This window comes from Wenyingzhuangia sp. IMCC45467 (assembly GCF_054111205.1).
Genome location: NZ_CM134196.1, coordinates 173,888 through 194,568, shown reverse-complemented (window position 1 = coordinate 194,568; position 20,681 = coordinate 173,888). Strand labels below are relative to the sequence as shown.

22 protein-coding genes are annotated in these 20,681 nt (G+C 30.3%); 12 read left to right on the top strand and 10 right to left on the bottom strand.

Features of this window, described 5'->3' with window-relative positions; translation table 11 throughout:
• The first annotated feature begins 293 nt into the window (after positions 1 to 293).
• A complete protein-coding gene (locus ACXGQT_RS00790; RefSeq protein ID WP_457829535.1) occupies positions 294 to 641 on the top strand; it encodes a hypothetical protein in 348 nt (115 codons plus the stop codon).
• A 10-nt stretch (positions 642 to 651) separates the two neighbouring features.
• Here the strand turns inward: ACXGQT_RS00790 and bshC are convergent, their stop codons facing one another.
• From bshC to ACXGQT_RS00760, 6 genes are all read right to left on the bottom strand, one after another.
• Positions 652 to 2,250, bottom strand: coding sequence for a bacillithiol biosynthesis cysteine-adding enzyme BshC (gene bshC, locus ACXGQT_RS00785; RefSeq protein ID WP_457829534.1), 1,599 nt, complete (start codon positions 2,248 to 2,250; stop codon positions 652 to 654).
• Positions 2,251 to 2,324: 74 nt separating this feature from the next.
• On the bottom strand, positions 2,325 to 3,080 hold the full coding sequence (locus ACXGQT_RS00780) for a hypothetical protein (protein WP_457829533.1): 756 nt from the start codon (positions 3,078 to 3,080) through the stop codon (positions 2,325 to 2,327).
• 55 nt (positions 3,081 to 3,135) lie between these two features.
• Complete coding sequence (locus tag ACXGQT_RS00775) at positions 3,136 to 3,864, bottom strand: Dph6-related ATP pyrophosphatase (protein WP_457829532.1); 729 nt, start codon at positions 3,862 to 3,864, stop codon at positions 3,136 to 3,138.
• Positions 3,865 to 4,028: 164 nt separating this feature from the next.
• Positions 4,029 to 4,286 carry a DUF6952 family protein gene (locus tag ACXGQT_RS00770; RefSeq protein WP_457829531.1) on the bottom strand — a complete coding sequence of 86 codons (258 nt, stop codon included), beginning with the start codon at positions 4,284 to 4,286 and terminating at the stop codon, positions 4,029 to 4,031.
• Entirely contained in the window at positions 4,267 to 4,578 is a 312-nt protein-coding gene (locus ACXGQT_RS00765) for a thioredoxin family protein (protein WP_457829530.1), read from the bottom strand. The genes ACXGQT_RS00770 and ACXGQT_RS00765 overlap by 20 nt, the downstream gene beginning before the upstream one ends.
• A 170-nt stretch (positions 4,579 to 4,748) precedes the next feature.
• A complete protein-coding gene (locus ACXGQT_RS00760; RefSeq protein WP_457829529.1) occupies positions 4,749 to 5,390 on the bottom strand; it encodes a redoxin domain-containing protein in 642 nt (213 codons plus the stop codon).
• 221 nt (positions 5,391 to 5,611) lie between these two features.
• On the opposite strand from ACXGQT_RS00760, the gene msrA reads away from it, so the two are divergent.
• The 4 genes from msrA (at position 5,612) to ACXGQT_RS00740 (ending at position 9,100) form a co-directional block, all read left to right on the top strand.
• Positions 5,612 to 6,196 carry a peptide-methionine (S)-S-oxide reductase MsrA gene (msrA, locus tag ACXGQT_RS00755; protein WP_457829528.1) on the top strand — a complete coding sequence of 195 codons (585 nt, stop codon included), beginning with the start codon at positions 5,612 to 5,614 and terminating at the stop codon, positions 6,194 to 6,196.
• 78 nt (positions 6,197 to 6,274) lie between these two features.
• The gene (locus ACXGQT_RS00750) at positions 6,275 to 6,571 is read left to right on the top strand and encodes a phosphoribosylpyrophosphate synthetase (protein WP_457829527.1); all 297 of its coding nucleotides are present in this window, start codon (positions 6,275 to 6,277) and stop codon (positions 6,569 to 6,571) included.
• Between the two features lie 156 nt (positions 6,572 to 6,727).
• Positions 6,728 to 8,413: a TrkH family potassium uptake protein gene (locus tag ACXGQT_RS00745; protein WP_457830791.1), complete on the top strand. Its 1,686-nt coding sequence runs from the start codon at positions 6,728 to 6,730 to the stop codon at positions 8,411 to 8,413.
• Between the two features lie 6 nt (positions 8,414 to 8,419).
• Positions 8,420 to 9,100: a potassium channel family protein gene (locus ACXGQT_RS00740; protein ID WP_457829526.1), complete on the top strand. Its 681-nt coding sequence runs from the start codon at positions 8,420 to 8,422 to the stop codon at positions 9,098 to 9,100.
• Positions 9,101 to 9,102: 2 nt separating this feature from the next.
• On the opposite strand, the gene ACXGQT_RS00735 is transcribed toward ACXGQT_RS00740, so the two are convergent.
• From ACXGQT_RS00735 to ligA, 3 genes are all read right to left on the bottom strand, one after another.
• Positions 9,103 to 10,017 (bottom strand): helix-turn-helix domain-containing protein, encoded by a 915-nt coding sequence (locus tag ACXGQT_RS00735; RefSeq protein ID WP_457829525.1) that lies wholly within the window; start codon positions 10,015 to 10,017, stop codon positions 9,103 to 9,105.
• Between the two features lie 4 nt (positions 10,018 to 10,021).
• On the bottom strand, positions 10,022 to 11,155 hold the full coding sequence (locus ACXGQT_RS00730; protein WP_457829524.1) for an MBL fold metallo-hydrolase: 1,134 nt from the start codon (positions 11,153 to 11,155) through the stop codon (positions 10,022 to 10,024).
• Positions 11,156 to 11,346: 191 nt separating this feature from the next.
• A complete protein-coding gene (gene ligA / locus ACXGQT_RS00725) occupies positions 11,347 to 13,344 on the bottom strand; it encodes an NAD-dependent DNA ligase LigA (protein WP_457829523.1) in 1,998 nt (665 codons plus the stop codon).
• 107 nt (positions 13,345 to 13,451) lie between these two features.
• Between ligA and ACXGQT_RS00720 the strand changes: the two genes are divergently transcribed.
• The 6 genes from ACXGQT_RS00720 (at position 13,452) to ACXGQT_RS00695 (ending at position 19,259) form a co-directional block, all read left to right on the top strand.
• Entirely contained in the window at positions 13,452 to 13,670 is a 219-nt protein-coding gene (locus tag ACXGQT_RS00720; protein WP_457829522.1) for a TM2 domain-containing protein, read from the top strand.
• 93 nt (positions 13,671 to 13,763) lie between these two features.
• A complete protein-coding gene (locus tag ACXGQT_RS00715; protein ID WP_457829521.1) occupies positions 13,764 to 14,321 on the top strand; it encodes a rhomboid family intramembrane serine protease in 558 nt (185 codons plus the stop codon).
• A 76-nt stretch (positions 14,322 to 14,397) separates the two neighbouring features.
• The gene (locus tag ACXGQT_RS00710; protein WP_457829520.1) at positions 14,398 to 15,984 is read left to right on the top strand and encodes a peptide chain release factor 3; all 1,587 of its coding nucleotides are present in this window, start codon (positions 14,398 to 14,400) and stop codon (positions 15,982 to 15,984) included.
• A 6-nt stretch (positions 15,985 to 15,990) separates the two neighbouring features.
• Complete coding sequence (locus tag ACXGQT_RS00705; protein WP_457829519.1) at positions 15,991 to 17,586, top strand: hypothetical protein; 1,596 nt, start codon at positions 15,991 to 15,993, stop codon at positions 17,584 to 17,586.
• An 11-nt stretch (positions 17,587 to 17,597) separates the two neighbouring features.
• Positions 17,598 to 18,530, top strand: coding sequence for a peptidylprolyl isomerase (locus tag ACXGQT_RS00700; RefSeq protein ID WP_457829518.1), 933 nt, complete (start codon positions 17,598 to 17,600; stop codon positions 18,528 to 18,530).
• 90 nt (positions 18,531 to 18,620) lie between these two features.
• Positions 18,621 to 19,259 carry a DUF1801 domain-containing protein gene (locus ACXGQT_RS00695; protein ID WP_457829517.1) on the top strand — a complete coding sequence of 213 codons (639 nt, stop codon included), beginning with the start codon at positions 18,621 to 18,623 and terminating at the stop codon, positions 19,257 to 19,259.
• A 53-nt stretch (positions 19,260 to 19,312) separates the two neighbouring features.
• Here ACXGQT_RS00695 and ACXGQT_RS00690 read toward each other — a convergent pair whose 3' ends face one another.
• Entirely contained in the window at positions 19,313 to 20,137 is an 825-nt protein-coding gene (locus tag ACXGQT_RS00690; protein WP_457829516.1) for a hypothetical protein, read from the bottom strand.
• A 59-nt stretch (positions 20,138 to 20,196) separates the two neighbouring features.
• Between ACXGQT_RS00690 and ACXGQT_RS00685 the strand changes: the two genes are divergently transcribed.
• On the top strand, positions 20,197 to 20,628 hold the full coding sequence (locus tag ACXGQT_RS00685; RefSeq protein ID WP_457829515.1) for a thiol-disulfide oxidoreductase DCC family protein: 432 nt from the start codon (positions 20,197 to 20,199) through the stop codon (positions 20,626 to 20,628).
• Positions 20,629 to 20,681: the final 53 nt, after the last annotated feature.

Below are 20,681 nucleotides of genomic sequence, written 5' to 3'. Positions count from 1 at the left end.
GCCAGCAAACCAACAAAGAACTCCAACCAACAATAAACCACACGTTTTCAGTATATTAATAATTAATTCGGTTTTTTATGCCAAAAATAAATTGTGTAAAACCGTGTAAAATGAAAGTTAAAAGCGTATAAATTTTACACAAATCATTACTCTAAATAGAAATTGTAGTTATGTAATCTAGAGTGTTATTAATAGAATTAACAATAAAAAGTTTCTGGTTTCTTCATTAATGTTTTTTTATTTTTATCAATTCTAAATAAAAATAATTTTTATATTTGAAAAAAATTAAAAACATGCGTACTATTAATACCATTTATGAAAATATACTAGGAATAACCTATGAACTGATTAATGAACAACAACTATCTATAGTGGTACTAGAAATAAGAAGTGTAAGTTTTATGATAAATCACAACGAACTAGCTACTTTTATAAAATCTATGGAGCAAATAATAGATTATCATAAAGAGTGTACTTGTCCTAAGGATTTAAAAAATAAAATGGTGGTTTACCAGGCCGAAGAAACTGAAATAAGAATGAAACTAAGTCATAACGAATTACATCAACTTAAAGACTTACTAAAGGGAACTAAGTTTAAGTTAGAAATGGATGAAATATTAAGTAATTACAGAATAAAATAATTGTAATATTCTATAAATTAACAACTGTAAATTTTTGATTTAAAGGTTTTAATTCTTTTAATAAAATAGTAATAAGCTCTTTTCCATAAGATTCATAATAATCAGCAAAATTACGTTGTCTTTCTTCTAAAGATTGATTTGGAAACAATTCATTTTGTAACAGTTCTATACGAGTAACCATGTCGTACATTTTTTTCTTTTCTGCTTTTAATAAACGTTTTTCTAACTTATCTAAGCCTTTTAATTGCTTTTTTTCTTGTGCTTTTACAGCTCCAATAAAAGAAGCATCGGTTTGTAAGGCTAGCGTTTCTAATTCTTTAAAATTTTGAGCTAATTGTTTACGTTTTAACTCGAAATTAAAATTTATGGTTGATTTTTGGTTTACTTTTTTTGCTATTAATTTGTTTTGTGATAAAAAAAGTTCAGCTATAGATACATTTAACTTCGCTGCTTTTTTTTGTTGTTTTTGAGTAACCAACAAAGCAGAATTACGCATTAATAACATTGGAAAAGGAACATTAAAAGCTTTAAAAGTAGATTTTAACTGCATCCAATAAGCAAGCTCTCCTCCCCCTCCTACGTAGCATAAATTAGGTAAAATTACTTCTTGATACAAAGGTCTTAACAAAGCATTTCCCGAAATAACATCAGTAGTATTATCTATTTTATCAAAAATTTCTTCTGCCGATGAAAACGTTAATGAAGTATTATTTACTGTAAAAACCTCCTCTTTTTTTATAATTCTTTCTCTAAAGCCATCTCCAATATAAAATAAGTTAACCTCTCTAGGATGAACTTGATTTGGATATGACTGTTCTGCTAATTTCCCACTTGTATTAGTTACATTTTTATAACTAATTTGCTCTTTTAATTCTTGTAAAACATAAGGTTTAAATAATGATTTTAAGTTTTTATCATCACCATCAACCACCACCAAACCATACTCCCCAAACAAAGCATTGACTAAATAACGTGAAGCATCTGTTAAATTGTTATGTTCTAAATAAGCTTTCTTAAAAAGTTCTCTTAACTCATTGGCGTGAATTCCAGAATTTAACAGACTAGAGAATTCTTTAAAAACCTCATCCAATCCATTAGTATTTAATCTACCTACTGCTCCACTTGCTTGTGTTTCCCAACTTATTTTTTGGTTTTTAAAGTTAAAATATTGAATTTCTTCAAAATCATGGTCCTCGGATGCCATCCAATAAATAGGAACAAAATTCTGTTTTGGATACTTTTCCTTTAACTCTTTACATAAATTAATGACTGAAACTATTTTGTACAAAAAATATAATGGTCCAGAAAACAAGTTTAACTGATGTCCCGTAGTAATAGTAAACGTATTAGACAGTACTAAATTATTTATATTTTGTTGGGTCAAATTACTTATATCAATTTCTTTATATTGATGTTCTAAAGCTGCTACCAATATTTTTCTACTCTCTAAAGAAAAAGACTTAGATTTTTCTTCTATTTGTGCTTCAAAGTTATTTATACTAGGAAAACGATGATAAAAAGGTTTTAAACTTTCTTTTCCTTCTAAATAATCTAACATGATTTTAGAAAAAAATCCAGTGTCTTTATAAGGTATTTGTATGCTAGTCATAAGTAATTGTTACAAGAGGTAGTATGTGTCGTAAAAATACTATTGAATTACGAATTCACAATAATTAATTTACATTAACTTCTAATATTTTTTAATCGTTTCCACGCTAATTTATTTCTAAGAATATATACATAAAAACAACTTATATCTAATAAAAAATAAAAAAGGCTAATTCCGCTTGGAGGATTGTTACTTGGTAAAAAGCTAAAGACTCCAAAAGCTGTTTTTGGCCATTTCCAACAACCAAAAGCTGTTCCTCCTATTTCTAATATCGCCACTAAAATATACATGGCATAAAAAAACAACCTGTGTTTTGGCTTTTTCCAAAGAATTAAAAAAACACAAATGGTCATTACAAAACCAAATACATCGTTAAAAAACAAAAGGTATGTTGTGGCTAACAATGCTATAACAATGGTAAAAACTTGCTCTACACTAGTGTGATGTTTTTTTACCACTCCTGCTTTACTAAACATTAAAATTCTACCATACAAGGCAGCATGTCCCAAAGGCACATATAAAGGAACGTTTTCTAACCTATAAGTATACATCTCTAACCCTCTAGAAAACAAATGTTCTCCAAAAAAACCTATAATTACAGCATATATCATAGACTCTTTAACTCTTGGAGTTGACCTGAAATACATTTTTAAAAACCCTCCAAGCATTAAAATATTAATGGGTAACTGTGAAGTGGTTACATTTTCTGAAAAGTAAATACTATCAAAAAACAAAACAAAAACAAAAAGGACAAATCTCCCTATTTCTCTATTAAAAATGGAAACAATTCTATTTAAGTCTTTTTTTTCTACGGATAAAATACTGAGCATTTACAAACTTATTTATGTTAATTCTGATTTTGTAAATGTAATAAAAGATGGCTTTCTAATTGGGAATTAAATCACAATACCAAAAACCAGTATCCCAATTTACTTCTTTGTTATTTTGATAACAATTATCGTCATCATTATTGGCAGGTTGATATGTTTTATGAACTATTTCTCCTTTGGTAAATGCAATGGGGGTTTTAAAAATAGGGCCATCAAAAACAAAGGTATGAAACTCTCCATTTTCACCACAGATATCAACATTCTCTGGTAAATCTTTAATGAATTGTTCATCAATAATTCTACCTACAAAACTTTTGTCTAAATATTGAGCATTTACACAAACGGTAATGGCTTTAAAACCTAAAGACAAAAATTCTTTTAACAAAGTTTTGGTGTTTTGTTTCCATAATGGATATACTCCAGCAATTCCTACCTGAGCTAATTTTGTATCTCTATAGTCTTTTAAATCTTCTAGAAAAATATCACCAAAAAAACAATGTTTGTAATTTTCATCTACAATAGTTTGCATAGCATTTTGCATAACCTCATCGTATTCTTTCATGGTTACGTTTCCAGAAAATTCAATTTTACGCAAAGGAATTCCAATAGATGCCGCTTGAGTTTCTAACAACTCTTCTCGCAATCCATGCATAGAAACTCGGTTAACATCTCTGTTAATATTAGTCAACAAAAAATCAATCTGGTAATCAGATTGATTCAATGTTTTATACAAAGCTAAAGATGAGTCTTTTCCAGAACTCCAATTAAAATAGGCTTTTTTCAAACTTTTTGTTTATTTGTTGTGTAGATTTATTGATACAATTTTGTTCTCGACTTCGCTCGAACACCTTATTTTTTTGTTGATTTTTTTAATTGTGTAACCGTTTAATTGTTCTGTTTGTTTTTCCAATATCAACTCAACAAATAAGGGTATCAACAGATAAACAATTACTGATCTATAGATCCTAACACACGTTTCATAAAATTATTCAACGCTTCTTTTTGAGGAACTCCATTTTTAATTTCTTTATCTACCTCAACAGCTCCGTATAGGTTAGAAATAATTTCTCCTAATACATCTAACTCTTCATCTTTTAAAGAACTTACTTCTGTTAGCGCTTCTAAAGTTTCAATAGTTTCGTGTATATAATCTATATCATTCTCAGCCACAAACTGAGTCATATGCTTAATTACTGGTAACTTCATCGATAAAAGATTTTAATACGTCTGCTTTATTTGTTTGTGTTTGCTTTACCAATTCTCCATTTTTAAAAGCGGCAAAAGTTGGCAAGTTACTTACATCTGCTAATTTTCTAGATTCTGGATACTTTTCAGCATCTACAATTACAAACTCTGCATTGGTTACCTCTGTAGAAAACTTTTTGAATTTTGGTTTCATAATTCTACAATTTCCACACCATCCTGCAGAATATTGTACAAAAACCAATTCGTTATTACTTACTTCTTCTTGAAGTGTATCTGTAGTTAATTCTTTCATAATCAATAGAATTTTAATTTTTGTTTTTTTGAATATTAGATACTAAAAAACCGGATGATTGATTTCATCAACTTTAAACACCCGGTTTTTTGGTTTTTACAGTTTAAAAGTAAAAAGATTATAAAGCTTTATTAAAACACTCTAAACCCTGTACTTTAAACTTCTTATAATTAGTTTTTAGCTAAATAAGCAGCTGTAGATTTTGCATCAGCTCCCATTGCTTCTTTACCTTCTTCCCAGTTTGCAGGACAAACTTCTCCATGAGATTGTACGTGAGCATAAGCATCAATCAATCTTAAGAATTCGTTTACGTTACGTCCAACTGGCATGTGGTTAATTCCTTCGTGGAATACAGTTCCTTCCTCATCAATTAAGTAAGTAGCACGGTAAGTTACGTTATCTCCTTCTTTTACGTAAGTTCCAGTTTCTTCGTTAAAAGTTTCTCCAGCAATATCTAAAATACCTAAAACTTCAGATAAGTTACGGTTAGAATCTGCTAATAAAGGATATGTTACACCTTCAATTCCTCCGTTATCTTTAGCTGTACTTAACCAAGCAAAGTGTACTTCTGGAGTATCACAAGAGGCACCGATTACAACAGTATTTCTTTTTTCGAACTCACCTAAAGCTGCCTGAAAAGCGTGTAATTCTGTAGGACAAACAAAAGTAAAATCTTTTGGATACCAGAACAACAATACTTTTTTGTTGTTTTTTTGAGCTTCTTCTAAAACATTTACTTTAAAAGTATCTCCTAATTCATTCATTGCATCTACTGCTAAGTTTGGGAATTTTTTTCCAACTGCTGTTGCCATAATAATTATTTTATTTAAATGATTTGTTTTTATTTCTATGGCAAATTTACGGGCAATGTTCTATTAAACAAGTCAATTTCTATCTAATGTTTTTATTGTAGTATTGTTTTTTTCTATAACAAATAATTAAACATCACTATTTTTTATACATTAATTAACATAAGGTTGTAATCCATTACTTTTACTAGCGACCAAAGTGTTGTAAAACATTATTTTAATTTATGAGAACTCTACTTATCGCTTTAATTTTTAGCTCTAATATATTTGCACAGCATACAACCTTACCTACGGATAAAAATTTAAAAGTTGCTTATTTTGCTAGCGGATGCTTTTGGTGTGTAGAGGCTATTTATGAAAGTGTTCCTGGTGTTTACGAAGCCATATCTGGTTATGCAGGAAGTCCTGTAAAAAACCCAACTTATAAAACCATTAAGAAAACAGGACATGCAGAAACCGTAGCAGTGTATTACAACCCTAACAAAATTGATTTTTCAGAATTGGTAAACGTATTTTACTTATCACAAAATCCAACTACTTATGGACAAAATCCTGATTTTGGAAAAAACTACCGATCTATCATTTTTTATAGCAATGAAATGGAGCAAAAAATAGCCACAGCAAAATTTAATTATGTGAATAACCTTTTTAACGGAAAAGCAGTTACCGAAATTAAAGAAATAGATCATTTTTATCCAGCAGAAGATTACCATCAGAATTATGAAAAAAATCATCCTGAAAATTCTTACATACAAAATGTATCTATTCCTAGATTAAACAGGTTTAAAGCCAAGTATTTTAAGGACTAACTTGATAACAATCAACTTTTATAAGCACTTGTTTTTTAGTAAATTTAATGTAGAAAAAATCATTAAAAAATTAAGTTTATGAAAACAAGAGATTATGAAACCTTATCGGAAGCCACAAACGATTTATCAAAAAAAGGATTTACAGATAATTTTGTGGCTAAAAATGAAAGTATAAAAGCATTGTATGCTAAAAAAGAATATAGCCCAAGTGATTTAACCATTAATGAAAGATATAGATTTGAAGGAATGACCAATCCATCAGACCAATCAGAATTATTTGCCATTACTGCTAACGATGGAGTTAAAGGAACTTTAACCATGTCTTATGGAGCCAATCACTCACAAAACATAGAATTAATTAAGCAAATAAAGTGATTGCTATTTCTCATCAATTAGACAAACCTTCTTTGTAAAATATTAGTACTTTTACACTTTCATTAATTATTTATTTTGAAAGAAAAACTAATCAACACATTTAACCACCATCTTTTCTATAGAATTGCTTTTTTATTAAGTCTTTTAGGAATTGTAATGTTAATTGTAGATTTTGGATACACACAGTCTAAGGATACTCAGGTTTCTGTAAACGAAATTTATTTTATCATTTTAATTACAGGTTTAATCGCTACTGTTTTAAGATATATAAAACGAACCAAAACCCTAATAAAAAATGTTATTCTGTTTGATATTATTAGTGTTCTGGTTATTCTGTCTATTATATATTTTCACTTTTTTTCAGAACAATCTCACAAGCAACTTTCTTTATTTTATGAAGATATATGGATGAAACTTGCTGTTATATTAACTTTTATTAGAGAGTTTGCTGAACGTAAAGTTACTTATAAAAGAAAATTTTTAAATCCTGCTCAACTTTTTATACTAAGCTTTTTTCTACTTATTGTTATTGGAGCTTTTTTATTAATGTTACCCAACGCAACATACACTAGTATTTCTTTTTTAGATGCTTTATTTACCTCTACAAGTGCCGTTTGTGTAACTGGATTAATTGTGGTAGATACTGGTAGTTTTTTTACGGAATTTGGACAAACCATTCTACTAATTTTAATACAAATTGGTGGTTTGGGAATTTTAACTTTTGCTAGTTATTTTAGTTATTTTTTTAAAGATGGGGCTACCTATGAAAATCAGTTGGTTTTAGGAGACATGACCAATTCTCAAAAATTAGGAGAAGTGTTTACCACTTTAAAAAGAATTCTATTTATCACTTTTATTATTGAATCTGTTGGGGCTATTTTAATTTACACAAGTATAGACAAAACACTGTTCAATTCACTTATTGAAAAAATTTTCTTTTCTGTTTTTCATGCTGTTTCTGCTTTTTGTAATGCTGGTTTTTCTACGCTACCAAATAGTTTGTATGAAACAGGTTTTAGATACAATTACACCTTACAGTTTATCATTATTACAATTTTTATGTTAGGAGGATTAGGATTTCCTATTGTAGCCAACTTAGTTAAATACTCTAAATATTTTGTACTAAGCAGATTGTTTAGAAAAAGACATATTAGCTACAAACCTTGGGTCTTAAATCTTAATAGTAGAATTGCTTTAATCACCACAATTTCGCTAACTGTAGTTGGAACAATTCTTTTTTTTATAAACGAATACAACTACATTTTAACAAACCAAAAAGGACTAGTTGGTAAATTTATCGCATCTCTATTTGCTGCTACCACCCCAAGAACATCTGGTTTTAACACCATAGACATGGGGGCTTTACAAAGTTCTTCTGTAATGTTAATTATTTTACTCATGTGGATTGGTGCTTCACCTGCTTCTACAGGAGGAGGTATTAAAACCAATACTTTTGCCATCGCAACCTTAAACTTTTTAAGTTTGGCCAGAGGAAAATCAAGAATAGAAATATACAGAAGAGAAATTGCCGAAGTTTCTATACGTAGAGCTTTTGCTGTTATTTCTTTATCGTTAATTGTAATTGGTTTTGGAATTTTTTCTATTTCAGAATTTGATCCACAAATAGACATGTTAAGCGTAGCTTTTGAATGCTTTTCAGCATATAGCACTGTAGGATTAAGTTTGGGTATTACTGCTGGTTTAAGCACATACAGTAAATTAACACTTATCATTATTATGTTTATTGGTAGGGTTAGTATGTTGTCTATACTAATTGCAATATTTAAAAAAGTAAAGCATAAAAACTACCGTTATCCAACGGAAGAAATCACCATAAATTAACATCTTATGAAATATATAATTATAGGACTTGGAAACTTTGGTTCATCGTTAGCTGAAAAATTAACTGAACAAGGAAATGAAGTTATTGGTATTGACACAGATATGTCTAAAGTAGATGCTTATAAAGAAAAAATTACGCATACAATTTGTATGGATGCTACGGATGAATTCACAGTATCTGGTTTGCCTTTAAAAGATACTGATGTTGTTGTAGTAGCTATTGGTGACAATCAAGGAGGAAACGTAATGGCAACTGCTTTGTTTAAAAGTTTAAAAGTAAAACGCTTAATTAGTAAAGCCACCAATAGAATTCACAAAAGAGTATTACAAGCTATTGGGGTAGATGAAATTGTGCTACCAGAAGAAGAGTCTGCAGAACGTTGGGCTAAAAAGCTATGTTTAAAAGGAATGGTAAATTCTTTTGAATTAAGTAGTGATTACAGTATAGTACAAGTAAACATGCCCGAAAAATATAGCGGAAAAAGTATTTTAGACATTAAAATCAAAGAGATTTATAATTTATTAGTGCTAACAACTATTTCTCATAGAGAGGTTGATACTGCTATTGGTAAAAGTAGAAACGTGACCACTGTTAGAGGTTTAGCAGATCCTCATGATATTTTATACAAAGATGATATTCTTGTTATATACGGAGCAAACAAAGACATTCAAAGATTTTTAAAATAATCCTAATTTAAGTGCTGTCTAAACTCATTAGGACTCAAATTTGTTTTCTTCTTAAATATTTTGCTAAAATATTGAGGATACTCAAACCCTAAAGCATAGGCTATTTGGCTTGCACTTTCTTTAGAGTTTAGCAGCTTGTATTTTGCTCTTTTTATAATGTATTGATGGATGTGATCTTGTGTGCTTTTTCCTGTTTCTTTTCTTAATAAATCACTTAAATATTTAGGTGACATATTCATAGATTCCCCACAATATTGCACAGTAGGAATACCTAAAGTTGTTTGTTTCTCATTTTGATAATAGTCTTTTAACAACTGTTCAAATTGACTAGCAATATCTTTATTTAAATTAGTACGAGTATAAAATTGTCTATCATAAAAACGCACACAATAATTAAGCAATAACTCTAAATTAGAAATAATAATGGTATGGCTGTGAGCATCTATGTTATTATTAAACTCTCTTTCTATTTTTTTTTGAATGTCCGATACAATATTTCTTTCATCATCAGACAAATGCAGAGATTCGTTTGATGCATAAGAAAAAAATGAATATTGATCTATTTTATTTCCCAATTCTGATTTACGAATCAAATCTGGATGAAACAAAATACTCCAACCAGTATCCTCTTTGTTTACACTTTGTTTTTCAAACTCTACCACTTGATTAGGAGCCATAAACACCATAGAACCTTCTTTATAATCATAAGAATTTCTTCCATATTTAGAAATGGTAAACGGGCAACTATCTTTTAAACTAATTTGATATAGTCCTAACGAGTATCTATATCTTTCAAGAGCTATTTCATCAAGTTTATTAGCAATACGTAATACAGAAATCAATGGATGTTTGGGTTTTCCAACTCCAAAAAACGTATGTAATTCTGCAATACTTTCTATGTTGAAGATCTCTTTCATACTCTTATAACTTTTCCCACCAATGGGTGTAATTTATAACCGAATCTTTTACAAACAACTCCTCTCCTATTTTTGGAGTCATCACTTTTAAGTTTAATTCCTTTGCTTTTAATTCTACACGTTCTATAGGATCTGTCCATGCATGTAAAGCCAACTTAAACCCTGCCCAATGTATAGGCATTATTTTTTTTGCTTTTATATCTATTCCTGCTTGTGCTGTTTCTTCGGGCATCATGTGAATATCTGACCACATTTTATTGTATTGTCCACATTCCATTAAAGCCAAATCAAAAGGTCCATATTTGTTCCCTATTTCTGTAAAGTGATGAGCATATCCGCTATCTCCACTAAAATACAGATTTTCTTGCTTTGATTGTATTACCCAAGAACTCCACAAAGTACTTTGTCCGTTACTAAATTTTCTACCAGAAAAATGTTGTGCAGGTGTGCAAACTAATGTTAATCCTTCAAAATTGGTTTCGTCCCACCAATCCATTTCTTTTATTTTAGTTTTAGGAACACCCCATGATAATAAATGTGTACCCACTCCAAGAGGTACAAAAAACTGACGAGTTTTGTCTTTTATTTTTAAGACAGATTCATAATCTAAGTGATCGTAATGATCGTGAGAAAAAACAACAGCATCAATCTCTGGTAACTCTTCTATTTTTATAGGAAATTCGGTATTAAACCTCTTTCCTCCTAATAATGGATGTGGAGCTGCTACTTTTCCAAACATAGGATCTAATAAAATATTTTTCCCTTCCATTTGTAATAAAAAAGCAGAATGCCCAAACCAAACCAATCTTGCTTCTCCTTTGTAGTTTTTAACATCATCAGGAGACAATTTACTTACTTTTAAATCTACTTTTGGACGACTATTGGGTACCTTGGTCGTGAAAAAAGTATAAATCAGTTTTACGTTTTCTGAAAAACTTAATTTTTTAGGAACAGGATTTATATTATGAAATTTTCCATCATTAAATTGTTTTGATGATTGATAAACTTTTTCTTGTTCTTTAGAAAAATCACCTCCTAAACTTGGTGTAAAATTAATAAATAGTATGTAAGCTATTATAAACACTCCTATAATTGCAAAAGCTGTAATCATTATTTTTTTTAATATTTTTTTAATCATCTATTGTTCTGTTAATGTAAATTAACTTAAAATCATACTTAAATGTAATACATCAAAATTAAAACAGAAGCATTTAGGCAATTGTATACAAATTACTTATAATTGAATACTTTTTTCTTTAACATACCCCTAATAAAAAAGAGTTTAACATCTAAAGACGTTAAACTCTTTTTAGCATGTTCATTATTTTTTTAGATCATGGCTAAAAAATCATCTTCAGAAATAATAGAAATCCCTAAATCTGTAGCCTTTTGTAATTTAGCCGGTCCCATATTATCACCTGCCACAATATAATTTGTTTTTTTAGATATAGAACTGCTTACTTTTCCACTATTATCTTCAATCAACTTTTTTAATTCGTTTCTAGATACTTTATGAAACACTCCTGAAACGACAAATGTTTTACCCGCTAAGGTATCTGTTTGATTTTGTAAATCTTCTTCCGACAAAGAAAACTGTAGTCCATAATCTTTTAGCCTTGCTATTAATACCTGATTTAAAGGCTCTGTTCTAAAACTAACAATACTTTCAGCAATTCTATCACCAATTTCATCAACAGCAATCAAAGTTTCTAAATCTGCTGTAAATAAATCATCTATATTTTTAAAAGCTTTGGCTAACTTTTTAGCAACAGTTTCACCTACAAAACGAATTCCTAGAGCAAACAATACTTTTTCAAAAGGCATTTGTTTAGAGGCTTCAATCCCTTTAATCATATTATTGGCTGATTTTTCTGCCATACGTTCTAAAGGAATAATTTGCTCCACTTTTAAATCGTATAAATCAGCATAATTTTCAATCAACTTTTCTTTACAAAGTAAATCTACCGTTTCTGCTCCTAAACCATCAATATTCATGGCTTTTCTACTAATAAAATGAATAATTCTACCAGCTACTTGTGGAGCACAACCAAACTCATTTGGACAATAATGTTTGGCATCTCCTTCTTTTCTTACCAAAGGTGTATTACATTCTGGACAATGAGTTGCATAAATAGTAGGCAAAGACTCCTCTAATCTTTGTGTTAAATCTACCCCTACAATTTTTGGAATAATTTCTCCTCCTTTTTCTACATAGACCTCGTCTCCTACTCTAATATCATGCAAAGCAATTTGATCTGCATTGTGTAACGAAGCTCTTTTAACGGTAGTCCCTGCCAACTGCACTGGCTCTAAATTGGCTACTGGAGTAATAGCTCCTGTTCTCCCAACTTGATAAGTTATTTCATTTAATTTGGTAGAAACCTGCTCTGCCTTAAATTTATAAGCAATGGCCCAACGTGGAGCTTTTGCCGTATACCCTAACTCTTCTTGTTGACGGATATTATTTACTTTAATAACTATACCATCTGTTTCATAAGGCAAATTAAAACGTTCCTGATCCCAATGGTTCACAAAAGCGACTACTTCATCAATAGATTTGGCTACTTTAATCGTTTCTGGAACTTTAAACCCTACAGCTCTTGCTTTTTCTAAAGCCTCAGCATGACTTTCAAATTCGTTTTTATAAGTTAAAACTTGATATAACAAACAATCTAACGGGCGTTTAGACACCTCTGCACTGTCTTGCAGTTTTAAACTTCCACTTGCCGTATTTCTTGGGTTTTTATAAATTTCTTCTCCCGCTTCTTCCTTAACCAAATTCATTTGATTAAACCCTTCTAAGGGCAAAATAATTTCTCCCCTTATTTCAAAATTATCCACAAAATCTCCTTGTAATTTTAATGGCAAAGATTTTATGGTTTTTACATTGGCTGTTACATCATCTCCTTGCACACCATCTCCACGAGTAACTGCTTTTTGTAGTTCTCCGTTTTCGTATGTAAGATTAATAGAAGCACCATCGTATTTAAGTTCGCAAGTATAAGTGATTTCTCCTTCAATAATTTTAGAAATACGCTTCTCCCAATCTAACAAATCTTCTTGACTGTAAGAATTATCTAGAGAATACATTCTGTTTTTATGAACAACTGTTTCAAAGTTTTTGGTAATGGTTCCACCCACTTTTTGTGTGGGAGAATTAGCATCAAAAAACTCAGGATGAGCCGTTTCTAAAGATTGTAATTCTTTCAACAATTGGTCAAATTCAAAATCTGAAATGGTTGCATTGTCTAACACATAATATTCATAATTATGTCTGTGCAATATGTCTCTTAAATTTTCTATTTTTTGTTGAATGGGTAGACTCATAATTTATTTTTTAACTCACGTAAAAATAAAATTGTTCTGCTTAATAATTCAATCATTTTCGCTAATTATTTTTTAACTATTTTTAAAGTTATAATTAAAATAAAAAAATGGAAAAAGTAAAGAGTGACAAAGATTTTGTAGCAACAGCGTTATTATGCTTCTTTTTAGGAGGATTAGGGGTACACAGATTTTATGTAGGAAAGGTAGGTACAGGAATTTTACAAATAGTAACTTTTGGAGGTTTAGGCATATGGACTTTGATAGATTTTATTGTTATTTTAACAGGTAATTTTAAAGACAAAGAAGGAAATTATATAAAAAACTAAAACATAATATTTTACATATCAAAAAAACTCATTTTAACGAAATTCTTTAAAATGAGTTTTTTTGATGTTTTCACTTACTTTATCTCTTTAAAAATGCCTCTCCAGGATATCTTACATCTAATCCTTATTATTTATGGAGTTTCTATACTTGGTTTTTTAATTCCTGTACTAAAATTGGGTATCATTCCTAGAAAAGCCAAAGGATTGTTTGGTATTTTATTGGCACCTTTTTTACACAGCAACTGGAAACATCTTTTTTCTAACACAGTCCCTTTAACAGTATTACTTTTTACCTTAAATTATTTTTACACAGAAAAATTTATAATCGTTTTGGTCTTCATCATTCTTTTGGGAGGATTTTTAGTTTGGCTCTTTGGCAGAAATGCCAATCATATTGGAGCTAGTGGTTTAATTTATGGATTCACCGCTTTTATCATCACCAAAGGATTTGTAAGTTTTCAACCCATTCCTCTTTTGGTTTCCATCATTACAATCCTTGTTTATGGAGGATTGATTTTTGGAGTTTTTCCTTCTAACAAAAAAAACACTTCTTGGGAAGGACATTTGTTCTATGCTGTTGCAGGAGTTTTGGCAGTGTATTTCAACAACAATGAAGCCTTACAAAGTATTTTAAACAAGATTCATATTTGAAAAAAACTGCGTTGCACAATGCTATTTGAAAATGTATCTTTGCCATCCGAAATTATCGGTTTTTTAAAACAATAGAATGGCATTTACAGACGAAATTAAACGTAGAAGAACTTTTGGTATTATCTCTCACCCCGATGCGGGTAAAACAACTTTAACAGAAAAGTTATTGTTATTTGGTGGAGCTATTAGTGAAGCTGGAGCAGTAAAAAATAACAAAGTTAAAAAAGGAGCTACTTCCGATTTTATGGAAATTGAACGTCAACGTGGAATTTCTGTGGCTACTTCTGTATTGGCATTTAACTATAAAGACCGTAAAATTAACATTTTAGATACTCCTGGACATAAAGATTTCGCCGAAGATACTTTTAGAACTTTAACGGCTGTTGATAGTGTAATTGTGGTGATTGATGTTGCCAAAGGTGTAGAGCCTCAAACCGAAAAATTGGTAGAGGTTTGTAGAATGCGTAAAATTCCTATGATTGTTTTCATCAACAAATTAGACCGTGAAGGTAAAGATGCTTTTGATTTGTTAGATGAGGTGGAACAAAAATTAGGACTAACCACTACTCCACTTTCTTTCCCTATTGGAATGGGGTACGATTTTCAAGGAATCTATAATATTTGGGCTAAAAAAATAAACCTTTTTGCTGGAGATAAAAAACAAAAAGTAAGTACTGGTGTTGAATTTACAGACATTAACGTACCTGAATTGGACGAAATGATTGGTAATACACCTGCCGAAAAATTACGTGAAGAATTAGAAATGGTAGAAGGTGTATATCCTCCTTTTGATCAAAATGCCTATTTAAATGGAGATTTACAACCTGTATTTTTTGGTTCTGCTTTAAATAATTTTGGAGTAAAAGAATTATTAGATTGTTTTATAGAAATTGCTCCTACTCCGCAACCTAAAAAAGCTGAAGAAAGATTGGTAGATTCTAAAGAAGAAACCTTAACAGGGTTTGTCTTTAAAATCCATGCAAACATGGATCCTAAACATAGAGATAGATTGGCTTTTGTTAAAATTGTATCAGGAACTTTTAAACGTAATGTACCCTACTTACATGTACGTAATGGTAAAAAAATGAAGTTCTCTAGTCCCAATGCTTTTTTTGCAGAGAAAAAAGAAATTGTAGACGAATCTTACCCTGGGGATATTGTTGGTTTGCACGATACTGGAAACTTTAAAATTGGAGATACTTTAACCGAAGGGGAAATTATTAACTTTAAAGGAATTCCTAGTTTTTCTCCTGAACATTTCCGTTATGTAAACAATGCCGACCCATTAAAATCTAAACAATTGTACAAAGGATTAGATCAGTTAATGGATGAAGGGGTTGCTCAGTTATTTACTCTAGAACTTAACGGACGTAAAGTAATTGGTACAGTTGGAGCTTTACAGTACGAAGTAATTCAATATCGTTTAGAACATGAATATGGTGCCAAATGTACTTATGAAAATTTACCTATGCATAAAGTTTGTTGGGTAGAGCCTACCAATAACAAAGCTGAATTTGAAGAATTTAAACGTGTAAAACAGCGTTATTTAGCCAAGGACAAGCAAGGTCAATTGGTATTCTTAGCAGATTCTGCTTTTACCATTCAAATGACTCAGGATAAATACCCATCTGTAAAACTTCACTTTACTAGTGAATTTAAATAAAATACCATGAGTAAAAAGTTGTTTTTTTGGTGTTTTCTATGCTTATATTTTCAAGGAATTGCCCAAGAAAACAACTCTTTATCTTCACTTAAAAAATACAGTTTACAAAAAAAATTAAGACTAAATTACATTCCTGTTAGCATGTCTAAAAATATTGCTAATGCTAATGGTACTGATATGGACTTAGGTGGAGTTCATTATTTAATTCCACTTTCTAAACAATTTTATGGAGGAATCAATACCCATGCAGCTTTATTTGGAGATCAAGGTGGTTTGTTTACGTTAGGATTTGAATTGGGTTACAATCAAAAATTATTTTCTGATATTTACTTAGATGCCAATCTAGATTTTGGAGGTGGTGGTGGTTATCGTTCACTCATCAACAAAGGAGCTTATATAAATCCTAATATAGGATTGGCTTATCATTTTCCTAAACTGAATATCGGACTGCAATACAGTCATTTTAATTTTTACACAGGAAGAATTAAAAGCAATGCTCTTTCGGTGTATGTAGAAATTCCAACAGCAATAAATGTAGCTAAGTACCAAAAAAGTCATCAAACTTATAAAGTTGATAAAAATTCTCCTTGGAACAAACCATTTACCAAAGGAGGTTTTATGGTTAAGTTTGATCAATTTTTTCCTTTTGGAGGCACCAAAAAAGATATTGAACAAAATTCAGAACTTTTAACAAACACGCTATATTTAATAGGCTTTGAATATCAAAAATACCTCTCCGAAAATAGTTTTGTTTTTATTCATACCGATGCTATTTACAAAGGTTTAGAAGCTGGTTTTATGGATATCTTTGGAGGTTTTGGATACGAACCTATACAAACTAAATATATAGATGTTTTTACCAAATTGGCTTTAGGAGCTTCTGGTGGTAGAATTCAAGCTGAAGGAGGAGCTACTATTTATCCTACTTTTGGATTAGACTTTAAAATCTCTAATCATTTTACACTAAGTACACATGCAGGTTATGTTCGTGCTTTAGATGGTGATTTTGAAGCCTATGCTTTAGGAACGGGATTAAGATATATTAGTAAAACTGGTGGTACTTACTCTAAATTCACTCAAAATGAAAAAGCAAAAAAAGTAAAAACACAAGGAATTAGAGTGAGTGCACAACATCAAACCTATTTTAAATTACAAAGGTTTGAAAGAGAAAACAGAGGTCCTATAGATTTACACCTACTAGCCTTACAACTAAATTACAATCTTACTCCTTACTTTTACCTAGCAGGACAAACAGCTTTTGCTTATGAAGCTACTTACCTAAAAGATAATAGTAGAAATAAAATAGGAGCGGGAGGTTATGCTGATGGAATGGTTGGATTAGGATTCTATTCTCCTATATTTGCAAAAGAAAAATTACAACTGTTTGCCGAAGCTTTTATTGGAGCAGGTGGTGGAGCAGGAATTGACACTGGTGAAGGAATTATAACAAAAGTAAAAGTTGGTTCTTATATTAGAATTAATCATTATTTATCTGTTTTAATTTCAGGAGGAAAAGTAATCTCCCCTACAACCAGTCTCAATTCTAACAATATAAACTTAGGGTTAAGTATAGATTTTTCTACACTTACATCCATATTTTAAATAAATAAAAGATGAACAACGGATTGTACGCAAAATTTAACACCTCAAAAGGTGCTATTTTGGTAAACTTAGAATTTGAAAAAACGCCTGGAACTGTAGGTAACTTTGTTGCCTTAGCAGAAGGAAACATGGAAAACAACGCAAAACCACAAGGAAAACCATATTATGATGGTTTAAAATTTCACCGTGTAATTGCAGATTTTATGATTCAAGGAGGATGCCCTCAAGGAAGTGGATCTGGAAACCCAGGTTATAAATTTGATGACGAAATTGTAGCAGATTTAAAACACGATGCACCTGGAGTATTATCTATGGCTAATGCGGGACCTGGAACCAACGGTTCTCAATTTTTTATTACACATACTGCCACTCCATGGTTAGACGGAAAACACACTGTGTTTGGAAAAGTAACTGAAGGACAAGATGTAGTTGATGCTGTTGAACAAGGAGACTTAATTGAATCTTTAGAAATTGTAAGAGTTGGAGAAGCTGCAGAAAAATTCAATGCAATAGAGGCTTTTAGAAAATTTGAAGGTGCTAGAGAAGCTAAAATTAAAGCAGAAAAAGAAGCTGCTGAAATGGAGTTAGAGAAATTAGCTGCTGGTTATGACAAAACTGATAGCGGACTAAGATATAAAATTATTCAAGCTAGTGGTTCTGGAAAAAAAGCTGCTAAGGGAAAAATGGTTTCTGTACACTATAAAGGTCAATTATCAGACGGAACTGTATTTGATTCTTCATACAAAAGAAAAGAGCCGTTAGAATTTGCTATTGGAGTTGGACAAGTAATTTCTGGATGGGATGAAGGAATTCAATTGTTAGAAGTTGGAGACAAAGCTCGTTTGGTAATTCCATCTCACTTAGGATATGGATCAGCTGGTGCTGGTGGAGTTATTCCTCCAAACGCTACTTTAATTTTTGATGTTGAGCTGGTAAAAGCTTAAACAATTATTTACTTAAATAACAAAACCCTTTGCTTTTGCAAAGGGTTTTGTTATTTTTAATCTATTCCTTATTATTTTAAAAATAAAATTGTGAATTCTAAAGTTGATGAACATATAGACAAACTTACTCAGTGGCAAGAAGAACTAACCGTATTAAGACATATATTAAACGAGTGTATGCTCACAGAAGAGTATAAATGGAAACAACCTTGTTATACCTACAATAAAAAAAATGTAATTATTTTAAGTGGTTTTAAAGACTACTGTAGCATTAATTTTTTTAAAGGATCTTTGTTAAAAGACACGGATAATCTTCTTGTAAAACCAGGAGAAAACTCACAATCTAGTCGTTTTATTCATTTTACGAATATTGATGAAATCATCAAACTAAAGAACACCTTAAAAAGCTATATTTTTGAAGCCATTGAGATTGAAAAAGCTGGATTAAAGGTAAAATTAAAACAGGTAGAAGATTATGATGTTCCTAAAGAACTAGAAGAACAATTTAAACATAATGCCGAATTAAAAAAAGCTTTTAAAGCATTAACTCCTGGGAGACAAAAAGGTTATTTGCTTTTTTTCTCAGGAGCAAAACAATCTAAAACAAAAACTAGTAGAATAGAAAAATATATTCCTAAAATATTAGAGGGTAAAGGGTTCCATGATTGTACTTGTGGACTCTCTAAAAAAATGCCTAGTTGTGATGGTTCTCACAAATACATAAAATAAAAGGCTTTACTCTTATTGAGTAAAGCCTTTTATTCTTTTACACTAGTTATGTATTAAAACAACTTAAATCTACCTCCTACCATTAATGCAGCTTGTATATATTTAAAATCTTGAGAAGCTGAATCAGATTTGCTATGAGTAGTTCTTATATCTTGCATATTAATATACCCTCCTCTAACATCTGTTTGAATAAAAAAGTATTTATAAATCACAAAATTAAATCCCATTTGTGCAGAAATTCCATATCCTGACACATGGAAATCATCATGTCTTTCTTTACCTAACAAGGTAACATTTGTTTTTGGCAACAGGATTCCAGCTCCAATTCCCTCTGTTAAATTAATTACAAAATTTTCTGAGTGAATCCCAAAACTACTACTAATATCATCAAATCTGTTAATAGATACATGAATATAGTTCAATCCATCGGTATGTTCAAACTTTAAAAAATCATCGGTTTGTTTAATTCCATCACCATTATATGTTCCTTGATAGTTTGGATAACTTGAACCAATAGTACCATCAATAGTAACGTATTGATCTTGTACTGTTACATATTTCATATGATCTACACCTACAAACACACTGTAATGTTCGTTAAAAAAATATCCAATTCCATAATTGGTCTGTGGAATAGATATATTGGTTGGGTTAAGATATTTATCAACAGAAAAAGGAGTTTGTCTATCTGTAGCTACTACATCGGTTAAAGTAAAATCGTAATCATTACCTTTAAAGTGTATGTCTGATTGTGAATATGCTGAGCGATTCCATCCCCAATAAGCATAAAACTTACCTTTGTTTTTAAATTCCGTTTCTTGGGCCTGAACTGTCGATGTTAATATAACTACCAACAATAATATTTTTGTAATTTTCATGGGGTTATAAAATAAGTATATTTGTTATTAAAAACTGGGCACAAATTTAAACAATCAAAATGAGTAATGGTTTGAAATCTTTGGAAGATATTATAAAGAAAAATCCAGTTCTTTTGTTTGATGGTGTTTGTAATCTTTGTAATAATTCTGTGCAATTAATAATAAAGAATGATACTAAGAATATTTTTAAATTTGCTCCTCTACAAAATGCTGATGTAATTGCATTTTTAAAAAATCAGCCTAAAGACTTTCGTAATATAGATGCTATTATTTTAATTACTTCTAAAAAAATATATACAAAATCTAGCGCTGCATTAACTGTTGCCAAACATTTAAAAGGACTCTACCCCCTGTTATATATTTTTTATGTTATTCCAAAACCAATAAGGGATTTTGTTTATGATTTTATTGCCAAAAACAGGTATAAATGGTATGGTAAAAAAGACCAATGTATGATTCCATCTCCTAAACTTAAAAACAAGTTTATATAAATCCTCTCTCTTATTTTATTGCATATTCTTTTTTATAAAGTATTTTTGTATTT